Genomic DNA, 20,493 nt, shown 5'->3' with positions numbered 1-20,493 from the left:
CTGGCTCGGCCCCTCCCGCCTTGTAGCATGAAGCTTGTGGCTCGCAGCTGTTCTCTTCACATCGGCAACACTTCTACCGTTCCCAGATACTGCAGCCGTCGCTGATCGGCTTTTTTGTTGCTGACCTTGTCATCAGAGCTGGAGGCTTCCAGGTAGTAGCGACCGGCCTGGGGCCAGGTGATGGACAGCATGCCCTTGTCGTCGCTGGTCACGATCCAGTTGTCCTGGCTGTCGCGGTAGCGGGTGCCACCGGAGACCAGTTCCATCTCCACACCAGAGGCCGGTTCACCGTCCACCAGCAGGCGCCACTGTGCGGTCTCGCCGGCATAAAGGTCGTTGGGGTGAGTGAGCATTTCCAGTTCCATGCCCTTGCCGGTGGGCCGGATGGTCGTCGGCGCGCCCAGGGTGATCACGGTTTCCAGACGGTTGTGGACTTCGCTCAGTGTCACGTCACTGGCATTTTCCGGCAGCTGGGCTAACAGTGTGCCGGCATCCATACCGCGGGCGCGTTTGCGCTCACCATCCACCTGGTACATCAGAAAATAACCGGGTTTGGCCACGGCGATGCGATAGCTGCCGGGCTTGTCCAGATTCACATCGAAGACACTTCGACGGTGGCCCTTGAGGAGATTTTCCACAGTGGCGGCCTTGCCATCAGGCCCGGTCACTTCCAGGTCGTCCAGCGGGTAGGGGCGCTCTACGCCGAAGATTTCGTTGGAAATGCTGGCATCCACGGTGACCCATTGCGGTTCGGAGACACTGGTGTGGCTGGGTAGCAACCAGAGTTTGTGAGCCTGGACCGGCAAAGCGGTTGCCAGTAGCGACAGCATGCCGAGGCGTTTTAGCGTGATGTTCATGGCGTTTTTCCTTTTCATGTTTATTGGCTTCAGGGTTTTACGCTGAGCGTGACGGTGCCCAGCTCGCTGGTACCGTCAACCTGTCGTTGCTGGTGGTTTTTGGCCGGCCATTGGAAGGGCAGGTGCACCACTTCCCGGCCGCCGACTTCCCGGGAGGCTTCCACTACCAGTTGGTAGTCACCCGCGGCAAGATTCTGCAGGCTTTGCAGGTCGCTGAAATCCATCGGGTGCTTGCCAGGGCTGCGGGTGGCGCCGGTGAGACCGTCATAAGGTTTTTGCTGGCTACGGCCGGTACGTCGCCACCACTGGCGAATATCCTTGAGCCACTTTTCCTGGTCGTCGTACCACAGGCCCAGGGGCACGATGGTGCTGCGGTCGGCGTTTTCCACCCAGAAGGCCACGTAGGGAGCGTGGTATTCCGCCACCCGCAGCCGGGGGACTTCGACTTCTACCAGGAAGGTGTCGGCGCTGGCATAACTGGCCAGCAGGGAAAACAGTGCGAGGGGGAGTAAACGCATAGGACTGTCCTTTTAATGCATGAAAACCACGATCAGCAGCCAGGGCAGCACCAGCCCGGCCAGTGTGACCGGCCAGGTGGCCGGCCGGCGTTTGGCGTGCAGCATCATCAGTCCCAGGCCGGTGAGTGCGAACAGCAGGCTGGCCACGGCAAAGATGTCGATAAACCAGGACCAGGCGATGCCGGTGTGCCGCCCCTTGTGCAGGTCGTTGAAAAACGCGATCCAGCCTCGGTCGGTCTGCTCGGCCAGCACGGCACCATCATCAAGATCAATGGCCAGCCAGGCATCGCCGCCGGGCCGGGGCAGGGCCAGGTAGACTTCCCCGGCAGACCATTCGGCGGCCTTGTCGCCGACGCGGATCTGCATCTCCCGATCCAGCCAGTTGCGCACCGCAACGGGTAGGGCACCCGCTTGGTGAAAGCCGAGCTCTTCCAGTAGAGGCGCGGGCAGGGAGGCTACCTGTTCCCGGATGGCCGGGTCGGCGCTGATGGCACTGGCATGGTTCAGCGTGATTCCGGTGATGCTGAACAGCAGCAGACTGATCAGGCACAGGGCCGAGGTAATCCAGTGCCACTGGTGGAGCTGTTTTAACCAGAAGGCTTTGCGTTTCTTGTTCACCACGGAAAAGGGCTCGGCATATTTCGATGGCAGCGATGTTAATGAGAATGGTTCTTTTTAAATAGTCGTGAGGGTGTAAAGAATGTAAGGGATATTGGCGGGCAGTGAATTAAGTTCAAATAACCCTGGATTTGTTAAATGATAATTTCTATCATTCGCGAATGAATGCTGTTGCCCAAATTCCCTCCCGTTTGCTGGTCATCGAAGACGATGCTGTGCTCAGCGCGCATCTCCATGATTTCCTGTCTGAGCGCCGTTATCAGGTCACCCTCTGTATGGATGGCACGCTCGGCTTGGCGGCGGCGTCATCTGGAGACTTTGATCTGGTATTGCTGGATATTTTGCTACCCGGGATGAATGGCCTGGAGTTGCTGGGCCAGCTTCGCCACAGGAGCCCGGTGCCGGTGATCGTGGTTTCTGCACTCGGTGATGAGCAGGCCAGGATTCAGGGCCTGATCGGCGGGGCGGATGACTACCTGCCCAAGCCGTTCAGTATGGCCGAACTGGCGGTGCGGGTAGAGGCAGTGCTGCGCCGGGTGAGCATGGAGCGACACCGGGCGGTGCCGTCGAATTCAGTGGGTGGGCTGGTTCTAGAAGAGGCGGCCGAGACCGCTTGTTATCGCCAGCGTGATCTGGGGCTGACCACCACGGAATTTCGTTTGCTGCAGGTGCTGCTGGAGCACCATGACCAGGTTCTCAGCAAACCCTTTCTTTACCAGACGGTGTTATACCGGGGCTGTGGTCGCCATGACCGGAGTCTGGATCTGCATGTAAGCCACCTGCGTCGCAAGTTGCGTGATGCCGGCGTGCCCGAATCCTCTGTTCGCACCGTCTGGGGCCAGGGATACACCCTGATTACCGAGAACTTGTGATGCTGCGCCGACATTCCCTGTTGTGGCGGCTGGCGTTGCTGTTGATGGTGACGGTGGTTTGCACCGTGACACTGAGCGACTGGCTTAACCGCACTCTCAGTAGCCGTGCCCTGTTACTCAGCGATGAGGCGAAAAGCGTCATGCGCGGTTATGCCGCTGACGCGGAGCAGGCCTGGCGAGTGAACGGTGCAGCGGGGGTGGAGCACTGGATCGCTGCCATGCGTGATCGTGAACCCGGTGACATCATGGTAGTCAGCCAGGATGACCAGTCACTCAGTGGCATTCCCCTGACAGAATCGGAACGGGCCGGCCTGCGATTTCAACGGGGTCTGGAGTGGCGCATGAGTTTTCGCTATCGCTCCATGCCCTATATCGGAGTGCCTTTCCCTGACAACGCGGAGCAGGGCAGCCTGGTGATGCAATTGCCACCCCGTTATATGCCCGGGCAGGACTGGCCACTATGGAAGTCCTTGCTGATGGTGGGTCTGCCGGCATTGGTGGCACTGATTCTCGGTCTGTTGCTGTTTTGGCGCCTGCGTGTGCCGCTGCGAGAATTGCAGCACCAAGTGCTGCAATTCAAGGATGATCCGCAGGCCCGGGTCCAGCCGTCGCTGAGCAACCGTCGTGATGAATTTGGCGATGTGGCGCGCAGTTTCAATCACATGGCCGAGCAGGTGTCGGCCATGCTGGCCACCCAGCGTCAGCTTCTCAACGATATGTCCCATGAGTTACGCACGCCACTCAGTCGTCTGGCGGTGGCATTGGAGGGTGATCTGGATGAAGCGAGGCTACGACAGCGGGTGGCACGTGAGCTGGTCCAGATGCGTACCCTGGTCAACGATACGCTTACCCTGGGTTGGCAGGATACGGAATCCGTTGACGGTGGGCAGGAGCCGATCCCGTTGCAGGCTCTATGGGATGTGGTAAGCGACAACGCCGCCTTCGAAAGTGGCTGGCTCCAGTCACGCTTTCCCTGCGACCTTCCTGCCGATGCGCAGGTCCGTGGCAATCTCAATGCGCTGGCTCAGGTGCTGGAAAATCTGGTGCGCAATGCGGTGCGCTATTCTCCGGCGCAGGGGCGGATTTCCCTGTCGGGGACCCGAGAGGGGGAGTGGTGGCATCTGTGGGTCACTGATCAGGGACCCGGTGTGCCTGCGGATCGGCTGGAGGACATCTTCGCACCTTTCGTCCGTCTGGATAGTGCCCGGGCCGGCAACAGTGGTTTCGGGTTGGGGTTGAGCATTGCCCGCCGTTCCGTGCAGCGGCTTGGCGGCCAGTTGTGGGCAGAAAATACCGTCCCCGGCCTGCGGGTCCACCTGCGATTGCCGGCCGCTGTATAGTTTGTAAATCTGCTTTATCTGCAAATAAGAATCAATATCATTCTTTCCCGTGAAGCATGTCCCTACATGCCCTGTGCGGCCCTATGGCCGCGTTTCGGGGGATCAGTCTCTGTCTGACAGTCAGGGGGTGTCTGGGCCCCGACCGTATGTCGAGATAATTGAGGAGAGAAGGAAGATGGTAATGCGTTTGGGGAACCTGGGGTTGGTGCTGGTAGCGACCAGCGGTATTGCCTGGGCTGAGCAGGAAAGCCACGAACTGGGTCAGATTTCGGTGACTGCCGGGGGGTATGCCCAGCAGGTGGAAGATGCGCCGGCTTCCATCAGTGTGATCAACCGGGAGCAGATCGAGCAACGCTATTACAAGGATGCCACCGATGCTCTGCGGGATATCCCCGGGGTGATCGTGACCGGTGGCGGTTCCGGCGATCGCGGCACGGATATTGTCATGCGTGGTATGCCTTCGTCATACACCCTTATCCTCGTCGACGGCAAACGCGTCTCCACCCGCGAAACCCGCCCCAACGGCAGCGCCGGTTTCGAGCAGGACTGGTTACCGCCCTTGCAAGGCATCGAGCGAATTGAAGTGGTGCGCGGGCCCATGTCCACCCTGTACGGCTCCGATGCTCTTGGTGGCGTCGTTAACATCATCACCCGTAAAGTGGCTGACGAGTGGGGTGGCTCGGTCCAGCTGGATACCATCATCCAGGATGATTCCCGATCAGGAGATATCAAGCAGGGTAATTTCAGCCTCAACGGCCCCCTCAAGGAAGGGCTGGTGGGGTTGCAACTCTATGGTCGCTTTCAGGACCGGGAAGAGGATTTGTTTGAAAACGGTTTTGAAGAAAAATCCCTGAAGAACCTGACTGCCAAGGTATCGGTGACGCCCAGCGAGGATCATGACCTTGTGCTGGAGGCCAGTCAGGTGGATCAGCGTCGTCGTTCGCTGGTCGGTTACAGCGCTCAGGCCACCGGCTGTCGTGGTGGCTGTACGGATTCCGATAATCGCAGCAGCCGCGAAGCGTTCTCGCTGAGCCATACCGGGCGCTGGGCGATCGGTACCTCCGACACCTACGTGCAACGGGAAAGAGCGGAAAACGAAAACCGCGAGATGGTGATTACCAACACCACAGCGAAATCGTCACTGGTAATGCCGCTGGGTAATCATAGGGTCACCATGGGGGCGGACTTTATTGAGGAAGCGCTCTCGGACAAGACGTCCAACCGGATTTCCGACCTAACCCGTATCGATACCGCAAAATATGCACTGTTCGCAGAAGACGAATGGATGCTGACTGATACCTTCTCTCTCACCGCCGGGGCGCGGATGGATGACGATGACAATTTTGGTAGTCACTTCAGCCCCCGACTTTATGGCGTGTGGGGCTTCAGCCCTCGCTGGACCCTGAAAGGGGGTGTCTCCAGCGGTTTTCGTTCTCCCTCGCTGCGGGAAATTACCCCGGACTGGGGACAGGTGAGTCGTGGTGGCAATATCTATGGCAACCCGGATCTGGAACCGGAAACGTCGGTAAACAAGGAGCTGGGGCTTTACTTCAATGCCGGACGTAGCCTGATGGCGAACGTCACCGTTTTCCATAATGATTTTGAAGACAAGATAACCCGCATTGCCTGCCCGGTTGCTATTTGTACTGACGGTGCCAACCAGTTCGGCTCTGACCCCACCTACCGAGTCAATGTGGACGAAGCGGTAACCCGGGGGGTGGAAGCTGCCCTGTCGACTACGCTGTATCGAGTGCTGACACTGAACCTCAGCTATACCTATACGGATTCCGAGCAGAAATCCGGCGAATACAAGGGAGAACCGCTGAATCAGTTGCCGGAACATCTGGCCAGTCTGCAAGCCAACTGGCAGGCCACAGATACCGTATCGCCTTGGGCGACTGTGCGCTACCGCGGGGAAGAGAGTCAGCCGACTACCGGGCCTTCCAGCAGTGCCATTATCGCGCCGTCAAATACGCTGATCGATGCGGGGGTGGGGTTCCGGTTGTCGCCGCAGGCAAAGCTGAACACTGGCATCTATAACCTGACGGACAAGGAAATCCTGATGGATGAGTATGGTTATGTGGAAGATGGCCGGCGTTACTGGTTGGGGGTAACCGTGAATTTCTGATGGTTTTTGAAACAAAAAAACGCCGGCTAATGCCGGCGTTTTTTTGTCTTCAGCCTTACGGTTACAGTTTTTCCTGAAGGCTGGCGCGGAAGTCCGCATCATACTGTGCCAGACGAACGATCTGGTTGTATTTTTTCAGTTCCAGGCCGTTGTCTTCCACGGCTTCTACCATTTTTTGCTGGGCTTCCTGCTGTACTTCCATCGCTTTCTTGGGCTTGTCCTGGTTGGCCTTCAGCTTCTGGGAATACTTTTGTTGAATGCCTGCCATGTCTTTCTGAGTGGCAACAAATGCATCCAGGTCAGCATCGGAAAATTCGGATGCATCCGGCAGGTTCTGTTGCTGAGGCATGTTCTGGGATTGCGGAGCGCCTTGTTGCGTGCCGGGCTGCTGTGCGGTGGCGGTGGCGGTCAGAGCGCTGGAAAATAGCAGTGCGGCCATGGCGATTATTGGCTTTTTCATAGATCAGTCTCCTTTACGTCTTCATGCCCCCCTGCATGGGTGAGAGGGCAATGTTGTACCACGGCGTATCGATTCGTCGCGTATGGCACCTGCCAATTCCGACAAGTCTGACAGTATCCGTTCCGTGTCTTTTGTTAAGTTATGTAAATAAGTGCTGCAGTCGTCATTCACCGCGTGTCACTGGTAATTGACCGTCAAACATCCCGCTACGCCCAACACTTTCCTTTTGACGCTATGACCGTTTCAATAGGTATGTGGACTTTCGTCCACGATGGGACTGATAAGAAAAACCAAGGAGAGCTGAATGTTGAAAAGATCCGGAATTTTTCGCGGAACGCTTGCAGCAGGAATGTTGTTTGCCGGCACGGCGGCACAGGCAGAGTTCTACACCGGTGCCCAGGTCAATATGATGAACATCGATCGTGGTTCGGTCAGCAATGTGACCCTCACTGGTCTGACACTGCGTGGTGGCATGGTACTGCACGAGCTGGTTAGCGCCGAGGTTCATGCCGGCAAGGCATTCGATGATGATTCCTACCGCGGTGTGGAAGTGGAGAACGACTTTCACTACGGCGTCTACGCCCGGCTGACACCACCGCTGGCCGGTCCGGTTCGCCCCTATCTGATCGGGGGCTACAGCTATGTGGAAAATGACTTCAATGGCGAAACCCTGCGTGACGATGGCGCCTCCTACGGCGGTGGCTTTGATCTGGGCATGGAAGAGCACATCAGCATGAGCCTGGAGTATTTGCGTCTGGTGGATAATGACTTCGGTACCCAGGAACTGATCGGACTGGGGCTTAACTACAAGTTCTGAGGCAGTAAATGTCGGGTCGTACCGGGGATAAGGCGAGTAGTCCATGTTCCCGGTGCGATTACCGGTTGCCGTTTCATATGTCTCATAGTTATAAAAGTATCACTATATATTCCTTTATCTTCTTCGCTGACCCCCTATCATGGCACTCGCAATTCCTGTTTTGAGGTGCTGTAGATCATGGGTAGTGCACAGCTTATTACACGATTCGGAGACAACACCGCCGGCCTGTCCAAAGAGGCACTGGAGGAGCTGAACCGTGTCTATGGTCCGTTGAGTTTTGAGGAACGTATCGCCCGCGTATTCGAGGATTTTTCCCCCGAGCGGATTATGGTTACCTCTTCCTTCGCGGCGACCTCCGCCTATTTTCTGCACATCATCTCAACGATTCGTCCTGAACAGCCAGTACACTTCATCGATACCGGCTATCACTTTGAGGAAACCCTCAAGTATAAGGACTACCTGGTGGAGCGCTTTGGCCTGACTGTCGTTGACGTGACGCCGGACCCGGATCATCACCAGGTGTCCCTGGAAAACCGCATGTGGGAATCCGATCCCGATCTGTGCTGTCAGGTGAACAAGGTGAACCCCCTGGATGAGGCCAAGGAAAACTACGACCTGTGGATTTCCAGCCTGATGGGTTGGCAGACCGAGCACCGCGCCGGGCTGCAGGTATTCGAAGAGCGTGGCGGGATGATCAAGTTCAACCCTATGATCGACGTCACCAAGGAACAGCGCGATAGCTATATCGAAGAACACGATCTGCCGTTCCATCCGCTGGTGGCGGAAGGCTATAACTCTATCGGCTGCAGCCACTGTACCTTCAAGGGCGAAGGCCGCGAAGGTCGCTGGAAAGGTCAGCAGAAGACTGAGTGTGGCCTCCACCTTTAAGTCCTTCCTGAACCACACAAACCGGGCGCTTAATGCGCCCGTTTTTTTGTTCGGTCGACCCTCTCCCCATTGTTGAGTAGGCTTTCGGTTTCTCTCTCTCTGCCTGCCAGCCCATGAAGCGACAATATTCCAAAAGACGATTTCTTCTGACAGGCGTGTTGCCTGGGTTGCTACTGATGCTGGCGGCCCTGCAATGGTGGCCACTGCCCGAGCGACTGCATAACACGCCTTATGCCACCTTGATGCTTGATCGTAACGGCCGTTTGCTGGACGCCCGGATTGCCGAGGATCAGCAGTGGCGCTTTGTGCCGGTGGATCAGCTGCCTGACAAGTACGAGCAGGCGTTACTGCTGTTCGAAGATCGACGTTTCTACCAACACCCGGGCATTGACCCGCTAGCCATCGCCCGCGCCATGCGCCTGAACCTGGAAGCGGGCAAGGTGGTCAGTGGCGGCTCCACCCTGACCATGCAGCTGGCCCGCCTGTTGCGCGATGACCCGCCGCGAACCCTGATTGAAAAAGCTCGTGAGGCGCTACTGGCATTGCAGCTGGAGTGGCACTTCAGCAAGCCGGAGATCCTTGTGCAGTACGCCAGCCGGGCTCCCTTCGGTGGCAACATTGTCGGTTTGCGTGCCGCATCTTGGCGTTATTTCGGCCGCCAACCGGGTGCCCTGAGCTGGGCGGAAGCGGCCTTGTTGGCGGTGCTGCCCAATTCGCCTTCGCTGATCCATCCTGGGCGTAATCGCGAACGCCTGCTGGCCAAGCGCAATGCTTTGCTGCAGCAGCTTCACCACCAGGGTGCCATGGCAGAGGCAGATCTTCGCCTGGCGCTGATGGAGCCTTTACCTGCTGCGCCCAGGCCCCTGCCGGGTCTGGCCCCTCACTTGCTCAACACTTTGTCAAAGGCTTCCTCGCGGCGACTACTGACCACAACGCTGGATGCGGATATCCAGCAGCGAGTTCAGGAGCTGGCCCGGCAACATGGCCGGCGGTTGGTCCGCGATGGAGTGCATAACGTGGCAGTGGTGGTCATTGATCATCAGCAACGGGAGACCCGCGCCTATGTGGGCAATGTCTCCCACGGTAATCCTGTGGAATACGGGGCTGCCGTGGATATCGCCAGTGCCCCTCGTTCCACCGGTAGCGTGCTCAAGCCGTTACTGTATGGTTTGATGCTGGATGACGGGCGCTTGCTGCCCGGCACCCTGGTGGCGGATCTGCCTACCAACTACGGCGGTTTCAGTCCGGAAAACTTTGACCATGGCTATCGGGGGGCGGTGCCAGCCCACCAGGCCTTGAGCCAGTCGCTGAACATTCCCGCCGTACGCATGCTGAAAGACTACGGGTTGGGCCGCTTTCATAGCGAGCTACGGCGTCTGGGCATGACAACCCTGTTTCGCAGCGCGGAAGACTACGGGCTCACTCTGATTCTCGGCGGCGCAGAGGGGCGCCTGGATGAGCTCACAGCAATTTATGCACAGATGATGGCGAGCGCCAGCGGGCTACCAGCAGACCCGGTGCGAACACTGGCAGGGCAGCAGACTGTGACAGCACCGGGAATGGCAATGAGCCCCGGCGCTGCCTGGCTGACCCTGGAAGCGTTGCGAGAGGTCGCCAGACCGGGCACGGCACAACAGTGGCGACTGTTCACCTCCAGTCAGCCGATTGCCTGGAAAACTGGCACCAGCTACGGTTTGCGCGATGCCTGGGCCATCGGCAGTAATGGGCAATACACGGTGGGTGTCTGGGCGGGTAACGGCAATGGTGAACCTGCTCCGTCCCTTGGCGGGGCAGCGACGGCTGCACCACTGATGCTGGATGTGTTTAGCCTGCTGGGCACGGCGTCCTGGCCACAGCCGCCACTGGGTGAACTGAAAACCGTTCAGGTCTGTGCCGATGATGGCTACCTGGCAGGGGGGCGGTGCGAGACCGTGGACCAGTGGGCGCCGAGACAAAGCCATTTTCAGGCCGTCACGCCACACCATATCCGTGTGCACCTGGATGCTAACGGCCAACGGGTGCACAGCCAGTGCGAATCAGTGAGCCAGATGCATCATCAGGACTGGTTTGTGCTGCCACCGGCCCAGGCCTGGTTCTATCGCCGTCACCATCCTCGTTATCGGCCCTTGCCCGCCTGGCGTGCCGACTGTGTAGCCGGCGCCCGCGCCATGCAAAGCGAGCCACCCATGGCGCTGGTTTATCCCCACGCCGGCACCGCCATTTATATTCCTGTTGAGCTGAATGGTCGTTTGGGCCGGGCGGTGTTCCGCGCCGTCCACCAACGCAGCAAGGCAGAACTGTTCTGGCATCTGGACGACAATTTCCTGGGAAAAACCCGACACTTCCACGAACAGGCCATCGTCGCCGAACCCGGCTGGCATACGCTGACACTGGTCGACGACCAGGGGTTCCGGTTACGTCATCGCTTCAAGGTGTTGGGGAAATAGCAGCTGATTTTTCTGCAAATAGAAAATCAGTATTGCAAGCCAGGCTCTGGATAATGACCGCAATTTAAAGAGTTTATCCTAACTTCGTGTAAGCAATATCTGACAGTCTCTGTAGGTGAAATTTCTTCCCTTTGTAAATACCAAGCGACTGCTCGTGAGACATCTCACACTAATGCATGTACTACCGTTTCAACTGGCTTAAATTTGCTTAAATAACAAGCAGTCGAGAGGAATTTCATCACACTTTCGATAAATTTTGGGTTTTTGACTCTGCTCTTCATTACCGAAAAAATCGCCCCCGGATTTTGATCATCGACTGGATTTGTCGAGCAAATCTCTGGGGGCGGCATGGATAGCGGCACAAAAAGGAAAAACCGAAAAGCATTGTCATCACGCTCAATCAGCGCATTGGTTTCTGGCGTGTCCCGTCTGGTAGATGGGCAGAAGCAGTTTGCTGACGAAATGGGTTTGCCTTATGCGCGTATCTTTCAGGACGGTTTTGAAGCGTTCAAGGATGCCCCGGTCGAAGAGGTAATTCTTTCCTGGCTGGACTCCGGCAGCGGCGGCCATGAAAACATTGAGCAGCTTTTCGTGGATCTGCTGGGCCACCAGATGGCGTTGGTGGAGGCCCTGGCGGAAATTCGCAGCCAGCCGCCAATGCGCCCCGCCTCACTACAAAACCTGTTCGGGCTGTTCCAGTCCGGCAGCAATCATCACACACAAGCATCGCATCGCAGCTATATGGAAGTGACCGCACCTGCGTTCATCGCTGCGTATGCACGTGCCCGGGAGCAGGGACGCTTCGACAGGCCGTTAATGGATAGTCGTTCAAGATAACTTCACTTTGGTAGGTCTCATTATGCGTTTATTCGTTGTAATAGCGTGCGCTTTTCTTTTGTCCGCTTGCGGTACCCCTGCACTGAAATTCGGCGTGTCGTCCACCGCAGACATCAACAAGAACGAGTATGGCGAACCCCTGGCCGTGGTGGTCAGGGTCTACCAGCTCAAGGACAAGCGCAGTTTCGAAAATGCCAGTTTTGATGAGCTGTGGAAGGAGGATTACAAGGCATTGGGTAACGACCTGGTGATGAAAGAGGAAGTCACCATGGACCCGGCCTATCAGCGCCACCTGGAACTTCCCCGTCATGATCAGGCCGAGTATCTGGCCGTCATGGCGGTCTACCGCGAACCGGAAAACATGAGCTGGCGGGACATCGACGAGATGCCGGGTAATTTCTTCACCCGCCGTTTTGACAAGAAAGTGCGCATCACCCTCGAGAAGAATCGCATCCTCCTTGACTGAATGACCTTGATTTGACGAGTAGTGCCATGAGTCAGCGACAGCAGAAAATTGTTTGGGCAGAGGGCCTGTTTCTTGGACAGCAGCATTTCCAGCAATGGGACCGGGTATTCCAGCGGGAGCTGCAACAGCGTAGCCAGCTCACCACTCCACACTGCTGGGGCCTGGTATCGCTGAACCTGCTGGAAGAGGCGCTGGAAATGGGTCAGTGCCGCCTCGAATCCATTACCGCCATTCTGCCCAACGGTCAATGGGTTGTGCATGACAGCCAGCGCGATGGCGGTCCGCTGTTGTGTGATCTGACCGCAGGAGGCGACCGGGTGGATGTGTGGCTGGCGTTGCCGGATAACGATCGGGTGGCCGGCATCAATGGCTACCGGGAGCAGGGCAGGCTGTGTGCCTGGCGGGCGGATTACCAGGAAGTGGCGGATGAACACGACCCCTCCCGTACCCGCGAAATCATTGTCGGCAAGCCCAACCTGTCCCTGCTGCGGGGCGATGAAAGCCGCGAGCATTATTCCTGTTTCAGGCTGGCCAGCTTTGAGCAACAAGGCGATGGCCGTTATGCCCAGGTGGAAAACTATATTCCCCCGGTGGTCACGTTGCAGGCCAGCGAGCAGTTGCAGGCCTGGATGGCACGCATTCGTGACCTGCTGTCTGCCCGGGTTCGCCAGTTGTCGCAACAGCGCAACAGCTATGGCGATATCGCCGATATGGGCAGCCGGGAAATGGGCCAGTTTCTGCGCCTGCTGCAACTGCGGCCCGCGCTGGCCACCCTGGATCATTTGATCCAGCAGGAAAGCAGCCAGCCGGAAACCCTTTACCGGGAGATGCTGCGCTTGATCACCGGCCTGAGAGATTTTCAGGCGGATATGCCGGAGCTGGAGTTGCCGCTGTATCAGCACGGGGATCTGGGATCGGTGTTCGCCACCCTGGAAACCCTGTTGCGTGAATCCCTGGCGCAAAGTGCCAAAACCGCCAGTACCGCACTGTCTCTCAATCAGGAAAGCCCGGCCCTGTTACTGGCGGAGGGGGTTCCCTGGAGCAACCTGGACAAGCAACACCTGTATCTCGGTGTATACCACGAATCCGAAGACCCGAACTGGGTCACCGACTTTTCCCGTCAGGCTAAATCCGGCAGCCGTGAGGATCTGGAGCTGATTCTGGCATCCGCATTACCCGGTATCAGGCTGGCCCATACCCAGCGTCCGCCCAACAAATTGCCGGTGAAAAGTGGCTTCGAATATTTCCGTTTCGAACCCAGCGGCGAATTCTGGCCCCGGGCCATGGAGGCGGAAAGCCTGGCGGTGTTCCTGCCCGGTCAGTTCCAGGGTAGCCGTTTTGAACTGCTGTGCGTGGAGGATTGATTATGAGCGACTCACTCGTAGCAACTACCAATCCTTTGCTGGAATGTACTGCGCACCTGTTCACTCTGGTTATGCCTCTCCGGGCGGGCGGCAGCGACGCGCCGGATGATCTTTACGAACAGGTATTGAATGGGTTCGATCTGTTCGAGCGGTTGGCGTTTGAACGGCAGATTCCCACCGCCGATGTGCAGAACGCGAAATTTGCTATTGCCGCTTTCATTGATGAAGCGGTCATGGCCTCTTCCTGGGCACGCCGTATGGAATGGATGTCCCAGCCCTTGCAGCTGAAGCTGTTTGGCGAACATCTGGGGGGCGAAGCATTTTTCATCAAGCTGGGAGAGCTGCGCCAGCGTGGTGAGCAGAACCTGCACCTTCTCGAACTGTATTACGTCTGTCTGCAACTGGGGTTTGAAGGCGTCTACAAGTTACGCGGCCTGGAACAGTTGATGGCGTTGCAGGTAGATCTGCGCAGCCAGATTGATGGCCACCGTGGTGTTCCCGATCCGCGTCTGGCACCCAACGGTGCCGCCCGCGAGCATGTGCTGGCCCGGGTGGGGCGCCAGATTCCCTACTGGGTCATCGCAGCGGTGACCGTGGCCATCGTCTTCTTCAGTTATACCGGCTATACGGCCGTCAGCATGAAAAGCGCCAGTGATGCCGCCGCGGACATTGCCCTGTTTCGTGAAAACCTGTTGACCTCGCCTTCCTACTCCTCGCTGTCAGAAGGGGACCTGAAATAATGTCGCTGGGCTCATTTTCTCAAATACTGAAAAAACTCGTTCTGTCACGCTTTGGCAGCTCCGCCATCGGTCTGCTGGCGGTAGTTGCCCTGATCTGGTTTGCCGGCCCGCGTCTGGGGCTGACAGGTACCAATCGTTATCTGGCGGTGGCCGCCGTTGTCGGGGTTTTTGCCCTGATCATGGGGATTCGTTTCCTGCTGGCACGTCGACACGGCTCACGGTTGCAGAAAGAAATCGGTGGCAACGAGGGCAGCGATGATGTGGATGCCCTCAAGGAAAAAATGACCGATGCCATCTCTTCATTGAAGGCGTCGCAGCTGGGGGCCGGTTACCGGGGCAGTGCCGCACTCTATGCCTTGCCCTGGTACATGGTGATCGGCCCGTCTGCAGCTGGCAAAAGCACCTTGCTGCGCAATTCCGGCCTGCACTTTCCCTATGCCGATGCGGACGATCTGCATTTTCGTGGCGTGGGCGGTACACGTAACTGCGACTGGTGGTTCTCCGATCAGGCGGTGCTGCTGGATACTGCCGGGCGTTACACCACGGAAGAGGATGATCGTCAGGAATGGTTTTCTTTCCTGGAAATGCTGCGCAAGGAGCGCAAGCAAACGCCGATAAACGGTGTCATGGTAGCCATAAGTGTGGCGGACCTGCTCACCGCTGACAGCGAAGCCATGGAAAGGCATATCAAGATCATCCGTGAGCGCATCAATGAGCTCATGGAGCGTCTTGGGTTGTTGTTCCCGGTGTTCATCGTCTTCACCAAGACGGATTTGATTCCCGGTTTCGAAGAGTTTTTCGAAGACCTGAGTCACAGTGAAAGGGAACAGATCTGGGGCGCTTATCTGTTGGAAGAGGGCGCTGATTCCAGCCCCGCCGAGCAGTTCGAAAACCATGCCCAGGAGCTGTATCAGAAGCTCTGCGACCTGCGCCTGCGCAAGCTGTCCATGCAGAGAGACCTGGAGCGCAAAGCCGCCCTGTACGGCTTTCCTGACCAGTTTCAGGTGGCCGCAGAAAAACTGTCGGAATTCATCAACCTGTTGTTCCGGGACAATCCCTATCAGGAAATGCCCCGTTTTGCCGGCGCCTATTTCACCAGTGGCACCCAGGAAGGCACCCCGTTGACCCGACTGGTGGGCAATATTCGCCAGGCCTTCGGTCTGCCCAGCCAGGAACGCCCGGCATGCAGTACTCCACCCAAACCCTTTTTCATCCACCGCTTTTTCACCGAGGTGGTCATCCCGTTGCAAGGCGTGGCTCAGGGCAACCGCCGAAGTTTGATATGGCAGCGTGGCCTGAAAACCCTCTCCATAGGGGTTGCCCTGTCGATGGTGGTGGGCACGCTGCTGTTGCTGGGGGCTTCTTACGGGACCAACAAGATGCTGCTCGACAAGGGAGTGGCCCTGTCCCAGAAGGCAACCCTGGCCCTGCAGGATGACCGCTACGACAGCCTGGAACGGTTCCAGGTGCTGGACGCGCTTTACCAGCATTACCAGCAGCTCAAGGCCTATGAAGACCACAAGCCCTGGCGTTTTCGCTTCGGGGTCTATACCGGAGATCGCCAGCTGCCGGAGTTGCAAGACCTGCTGATGACGTCCATGGACGTGCTGTACCGGGATACCGCTATCCAGTCACTGGAGTATGCACTGGAAAATCATGCCAGAGCCTGGGAGTCCTCGGACCGTCAGGGCCAGGAAGCGATTCGGGAAGATTACTATGCTGCCCTGAAAAGTTATCTGATGCTGTCACGGGCGCCGCAGCGCATGCAGGCGGATCAGGCTGTCCCGGTGCTGAATCGTTTGTGGCTGGACCGTAAGGGGCTGCAGAACGAAGCGGTGTTCAAGGAAGCAGATACCGATAGCTCTCATTCCCTGTACGGCATTGCCCATTTTTATCTGACTGAACGGGCAGAGCGGGACCAGCGCTGGAAAGCCCGCCAGGAACTGATCGACCAGGGGCGAGCTCACCTGAAAACCCCGCCCAATGCCCAGCAAATGTATGCCCAGGTGATTTCCAAAGGCAGCACCGAGCTAAAACCCTATGGCATCGAGGACATGCTCGACCGCAATGCCCGCAAGGTAATCGGTGCAGGCACCAAGGTGGAAGGGGTGTACACCCGTCACGGCTGGGAAGACTTTGTGATGCCGCAGATTGATGCGCGCATCGAATCTGCCACTCGCGGTGACTGGGTGCTTACCGGGCAATACGGTCTGCGCGAAGGCGAAGATGCGGATGGCCAGCTGATTGATGAAGCCCTGGCGACGGAGCTGCGTGCGCAGATTCGCGATCTGTACTTCAGCGACTATGCCAAGGCCTGGCTGAGTTTCCTTTCTGATGTGCGTATCAAACGCTTCACCTCCCTGGATGACGGGGTGAAAAAGCTTGATCGCCTGTCTCGGGGGGATGGCCCCATCGGCCAGCTGATGAACCAGACCAGCAAGAACCTGGCGCTTTATGAAGCCGCGCCGGATCTGGTGGATGGCGCTGTTGAGGCGGCGGCGCTGGAGCAGCGCAGCACCATCAAGGCACTGGATGAGCGCACCACCGAACTGCGCCGTTTCACCAAAGCCGCGGAAGAGCGCTCGGTCAGTGAGCTGATCCATCAGTATCTGCTGATCGTCTCTGCCCTGAAAACTGACATGGAACGCTTGTCATTGTCCGTGGATGTGGGACGTGAAGCAGAAGTCTATGCAGGTAGTATTCTCGGGCGGGGTGGCTCGGAAACCGAACTGTACAAGAGCTGGGTCACCATCAGCAGTCTGCTCAGCGGTGCAGACGTTACCACCCGTGAGGCGCTGCGCCCGCTGTTTGAAGGTGCGATGCGGGAAAGCTGGCGCAATGTGCTGGTGGAAGCCCGTGGCGGCATCGCCGACCAGTGGCAGACCGAAGTGGCCAGTGTGTTCGACAGTCGGCTGCGCAAGAAATTTCCGTTCGCCGAAAAAGGTCGTGATGCCACCCTAGATGACATGGCCGATTTCTTCCAGCCGGGCAATGGCCGGCTGTGGCGGTTTGTCGACGACAGCTTGAGCCCCTTCCTGGAACAGACCCGCCGAGGTGGCTGGACAGAGCGGCAATGGCTGAACCAGGGGCTGGGTCTGTCCAGACAGTTCATGGGTAGCCTGGCGTCGGCTCAGGTGATTACCGAGAGTCTGTTTGGTCGGGGTGGGCGCCGTCCGGAAATGAGCTTCTATCTGTATCCGCTGCCGGCCCGTGGTGTCAGTGAAATCATGCTGGAAAGCAATGGCCAGTCCTACCGTTACCGCAATGGCCCCCAGGAATGGCGCCGGTTTACCTGGCCGGGTGATCAGAACACTCTGGGTGCACGGGTAGCAGGGGTGTCCCGCCGTGGGCAGGTTCGTGACGAGGTGAAGGTCAGCGGGCCCTGGGCACTGTTCCGCCTGCTGAATCAGGCCGCCATTTCCCGGGAAAGCAGCTCCGAGTTCGTATTGAAGTGGGAGCTTAACGGCGGGCTCAGCGATCCGCTGGTGGTGCGCTATCGGCTGCGTGCTGATCGTCAGGCCAATGTTTTCAGTCAGCGGGTGCTGAGCAGTTTCAACCTGCCCCATGACATGTTGCGGCCCCTGGTGCCGTCCGCTGGCAGTGTGCTGGAGGCGGGCTGATGCTTGGATTTCTGAAACAGCCCAAGCCGGTTGCCGCCAGTATGGCGGTGGCGAGCAAGCCGAAAATCGCTGCCTTTGGCAAACTTCCCATTCGTGCGGATTTCATCAAGCTCAATGTGGTTGAGCGGGAAATTCGCGAACTGGACGGTTGGGTGCAGGAAGGCTATGCATTGATCTCCCGGCGCCTGAATGGCGCCCAGGGTGAGCAGGCGTTTCCCTCTGCTGGCATCCACCATCTGGTGTTCTCGGCCACGGAAGAGCGGCGCCCGGTGCTGGCCACCATTGGCCCGGGCAGTGACCAGAGCGGGCGCTGGTATCCCTTTCTTATCAGCACCGTTACCCAGATTCCCTACCTGAAAGAAACCCAGGCGGCCGTGCCGGTGGTGTATCAACGGTTTTATCAGCAATCCGCCTCTGTGATCGGGCAGCGCTGGAAGACCGAACCACTGGATATTCTGCTGGGCTGCCTGGAAACCATTGCCGGTGAATGCCATCAGGATGAGCGCTCCCAGGCGGTCAAGCAGGAGCTGGGGTTGCTGCGTGCCACCTCGGTGGATTGTATTCATGAGCTGGCCGCAGCCTACGGCGATACCGCGCTTTTTTATCAGGGAGTCTGCGACCTGCTGGCCAATGTCATGCGCCGTGGACCGGCGAGAACCGGTTGGGGGATTCGTCTGCCATTACCGGGCGGCGAGCACGGTCAGGTGTGCCTGGTGTTCTGGCTGCGGCTGATTGACAGCCTGCTGGGTGGCAACTGGTCGGCCAACTATTTCTGGCGCTGGGGACAGGAAGGGGCGCAGGGGCAGTTGATCCTGTTTTTTCGCCGCGTTCCCCCCAGCTTTCTGCCTTACCTGTTTGATCCGACCCTGCGCGACGGCAATGTGCAGACCCTGTCCGACATGCTCAAGGGAACGGTGACGCCGTCCCAGCGAGCCAGAGACCTGGCGGCACTGGAGCAGGGCAGCTTGCTGGATCTGCTCAGCCGCTTTGTCAGTGGAGGCCGGCTATGAGCAAGACGCAGAGCGAACTGCTGGCAATTCTGTCGCAGTGGGAAAACCGGGAAGCCGGTGAAGACCCCCGTTACAGCGATGGCTTTGCCCAGCTGCGCGGTGAAGTGGAAAAGCTCAGCGGCAACGACTTCGAGCGCATCCGCGATCTCTCCCATGCGGTGCTGCGTGAGCAGGCCCTGGATCTGCGGGTGCTGGCGTATACGTCACTGGCCTACGCCTACTTGTATGGGGTCAAAGGCCTGGCGGATGCGCTGGCGGGATGGTGCTGGGCGATCGAGTATGCCTGGGAAAACTGTCATCCCGCTCGCCCCAATGCTCGCCTGGGCGCTTTTGAATGGCTGAGGAATGAGCGCTTCCCGGTTTATCTGAACAAGCATGTTTGCAACCAGGATGATCTGGAACAGCTGGAAACCCAGCTGACACGTTTTCACACCTTGCTGGATTACAAGATTGATGACGGCCCCCGTCTGAAAGCGATTACTGACTGGTTGGCCGAGCAGAAGAAAAAACAGCCGGCAGTTACCGAGTCGGCTGCTCCAGAAGAGGACAACGCTGATCAGCCACAAGCGGAGTCAACACCGCAGACATCCACACGGCAGGAATTCGCTGCCGGCCCGGCGACACCGGTGGGCAATATCGACAACGACAAGGCAGAGCGGAAGGCCCTGCGCGAATTGCTGGCCTGGTATCGCCACGAAAAACGCTATGAACCCATGGTGCGTCTGTCTCGCTCCATGCGCTGGTCTGCGTTGGCAGTGCCTCCCGCGGACAAGGGAAAAACCCGTATTGCACCGCCGCGCCCGGCTTCGCTGAATGCAGTGTCTTCGGCATTGGATCGACAGCAATGGGATGAGGCCCTGTTGGCTGCCGAGCGCACTTTCCTGGAACCGGGCGGGCAGTTCTGTCTGGCGTTGCAGCACGCTGCCTTCCAGGCCGCTCAGGGTTTGGGGCTTGGCAACCTGGCGGATCTGATCAGCCGAGAATGCCGGGCCCTGCTCACTGCCCGGCGCGATCTGATCAAGTTGCAGTTCAGTGATGGCACTCCCTTTCTGGATGGCACCGCCGCCAACTGGGTGGAATCGCTGATGACCGATGACAAGGACAGTACCGCCAGCGATGACAGCCTGTGGGGCCAGGTGGGGGTGGAAGCCGCCGCCGCCAGCCAGCAGGACGGCTTGGTGGCCGGGCTCAAGGTAATCGATCAGACACCGACCCGGGGGCGAAAAGCCCGCTCCGAGCAGGATCTGCTCAAGGCCGAGCTGTGTTTGGTGAACCAGCGCCATGATCTGGCGCTGCCCTTGCTGGATGCCGTTGCAGAACGTCTGGACGACCACGGCATACCCGCCTGGGAGCCCACGTTTGCACTGCGCGTCTGGCGCCTGCTGCAGCAGGCGCTGCGTGCCCAGGATAACAACGAGCAGGCGCAGATGCGTCTGGAGCAGATCGGCCAGCACATCAGCCGCACCGATATCACCGCCGCCGCAGCCATGCTGTAACGGCACTAATGTTCA

General features: G+C 58.3%; 17 protein-coding genes. 13 read left to right on the top strand and 4 right to left on the bottom strand.

All coding sequences use genetic code 11. The annotated features are described in order from the left end of the window. Positions 1-56: 56 nt before the first annotated feature. Genes ACMG4N_RS13435 through ACMG4N_RS13425 form a run of 3 tightly spaced genes read right to left on the bottom strand, consistent with a single transcriptional unit; the run spans position 57 to position 1,996 of the window. A complete protein-coding gene (locus ACMG4N_RS13435; protein ID WP_297768869.1) occupies positions 57-857 on the bottom strand; it encodes a DUF4198 domain-containing protein in 801 nt (266 codons plus the stop codon). Positions 858-886: 29 nt separating this feature from the next. Beyond that, positions 887-1,375: a DUF2271 domain-containing protein gene (locus tag ACMG4N_RS13430; protein WP_297768872.1), complete on the bottom strand. Its 489-nt coding sequence runs from the start codon at positions 1,373-1,375 to the stop codon at positions 887-889. A 12-nt stretch (positions 1,376-1,387) separates the two neighbouring features. Beyond that, on the bottom strand, positions 1,388-1,996 hold the full coding sequence (locus ACMG4N_RS13425; RefSeq protein WP_297768877.1) for a PepSY-associated TM helix domain-containing protein: 609 nt from the start codon (positions 1,994-1,996) through the stop codon (positions 1,388-1,390). Positions 1,997-2,154: 158 nt separating this feature from the next. Between ACMG4N_RS13425 and ACMG4N_RS13420 the strand changes: the two genes are divergently transcribed. From ACMG4N_RS13420 to ACMG4N_RS13410, 3 genes are all read left to right on the top strand, one after another. Next, positions 2,155-2,865, top strand: coding sequence for a response regulator transcription factor (locus tag ACMG4N_RS13420; RefSeq protein WP_297768879.1), 711 nt, complete (start codon positions 2,155-2,157; stop codon positions 2,863-2,865). Next, positions 2,865-4,205 (top strand): histidine kinase sensor domain-containing protein, encoded by a 1,341-nt coding sequence (locus tag ACMG4N_RS13415; protein ID WP_414432059.1) that lies wholly within the window; start codon positions 2,865-2,867, stop codon positions 4,203-4,205. Before ACMG4N_RS13420 ends, ACMG4N_RS13415 begins: the two co-directional genes overlap by 1 nt. Before the next feature lie 181 nt (positions 4,206-4,386). After that, positions 4,387-6,333, top strand: a complete 1,947-nt coding sequence (locus ACMG4N_RS13410; protein ID WP_414432058.1) for a ligand-gated channel protein — start codon at positions 4,387-4,389, stop codon at positions 6,331-6,333. A 61-nt stretch (positions 6,334-6,394) separates the two neighbouring features. Here the strand turns inward: ACMG4N_RS13410 and ACMG4N_RS13405 are convergent, their stop codons facing one another. After that, positions 6,395-6,793 carry a DUF4168 domain-containing protein gene (locus ACMG4N_RS13405; RefSeq protein ID WP_297768887.1) on the bottom strand — a complete coding sequence of 133 codons (399 nt, stop codon included), beginning with the start codon at positions 6,791-6,793 and terminating at the stop codon, positions 6,395-6,397. Between the two features lie 304 nt (positions 6,794-7,097). Here ACMG4N_RS13405 and ACMG4N_RS13400 point away from each other — a divergent pair, with 304 nt between their 5' ends. The 10 genes from ACMG4N_RS13400 to ACMG4N_RS13355 all read left to right on the top strand — a co-directional run bounded on the left by ACMG4N_RS13400 (position 7,098) and on the right by ACMG4N_RS13355 (position 20,478). Further along, positions 7,098-7,610: an outer membrane beta-barrel protein gene (locus ACMG4N_RS13400; RefSeq protein WP_297768889.1), complete on the top strand. Its 513-nt coding sequence runs from the start codon at positions 7,098-7,100 to the stop codon at positions 7,608-7,610. A gap of 177 nt (positions 7,611-7,787) precedes the next feature. After that, entirely contained in the window at positions 7,788-8,498 is a 711-nt protein-coding gene (locus tag ACMG4N_RS13395; protein WP_297768892.1) for a phosphoadenylyl-sulfate reductase, read from the top strand. Between the two features lie 113 nt (positions 8,499-8,611). Continuing rightward, positions 8,612-10,945: a penicillin-binding protein 1C gene (pbpC, locus tag ACMG4N_RS13390; RefSeq protein WP_297768895.1), complete on the top strand. Its 2,334-nt coding sequence runs from the start codon at positions 8,612-8,614 to the stop codon at positions 10,943-10,945. Positions 10,946-11,293: 348 nt separating this feature from the next. Beyond that, positions 11,294-11,782 (top strand): hypothetical protein, encoded by a 489-nt coding sequence (locus ACMG4N_RS13385; protein ID WP_297768898.1) that lies wholly within the window; start codon positions 11,294-11,296, stop codon positions 11,780-11,782. A gap of 22 nt (positions 11,783-11,804) precedes the next feature. Further along, on the top strand, positions 11,805-12,248 hold the full coding sequence (tssJ, locus tag ACMG4N_RS13380; protein WP_290510950.1) for a type VI secretion system lipoprotein TssJ: 444 nt from the start codon (positions 11,805-11,807) through the stop codon (positions 12,246-12,248). 26 nt (positions 12,249-12,274) lie between these two features. After that, complete coding sequence (gene tssK, locus ACMG4N_RS13375; protein ID WP_297768905.1) at positions 12,275-13,612, top strand: type VI secretion system baseplate subunit TssK; 1,338 nt, start codon at positions 12,275-12,277, stop codon at positions 13,610-13,612. Between the two features lie 2 nt (positions 13,613-13,614). Next, entirely contained in the window at positions 13,615-14,352 is a 738-nt protein-coding gene (gene icmH / locus ACMG4N_RS13370) for a type IVB secretion system protein IcmH/DotU (protein ID WP_297768910.1), read from the top strand. Next, on the top strand, positions 14,352-17,972 hold the full coding sequence (gene tssM / locus ACMG4N_RS13365; protein ID WP_297768913.1) for a type VI secretion system membrane subunit TssM: 3,621 nt from the start codon (positions 14,352-14,354) through the stop codon (positions 17,970-17,972). Before icmH ends, tssM begins: the two co-directional genes overlap by 1 nt. Further along, entirely contained in the window at positions 17,972-18,982 is a 1,011-nt protein-coding gene (tagF, locus tag ACMG4N_RS13360; RefSeq protein WP_297768916.1) for a type VI secretion system-associated protein TagF, read from the top strand. The genes tssM and tagF overlap by 1 nt, the downstream gene beginning before the upstream one ends. Then, entirely contained in the window at positions 18,979-20,478 is a 1,500-nt protein-coding gene (locus tag ACMG4N_RS13355; RefSeq protein ID WP_297768919.1) for a TssA family type VI secretion system protein, read from the top strand. The genes tagF and ACMG4N_RS13355 overlap by 4 nt, the downstream gene beginning before the upstream one ends. The last annotated feature ends 15 nt before the right edge of the window (positions 20,479-20,493 follow it).

It is taken from the genome of Alcanivorax sp. IL2, from assembly GCF_047495475.1.
Lineage (GTDB): Bacteria > Pseudomonadota > Gammaproteobacteria > Pseudomonadales > Alcanivoracaceae > Alcanivorax.
Note: the sequence above shows the minus strand (reverse complement) of the source record. Positions and strands in the feature narration are given on the sequence as shown.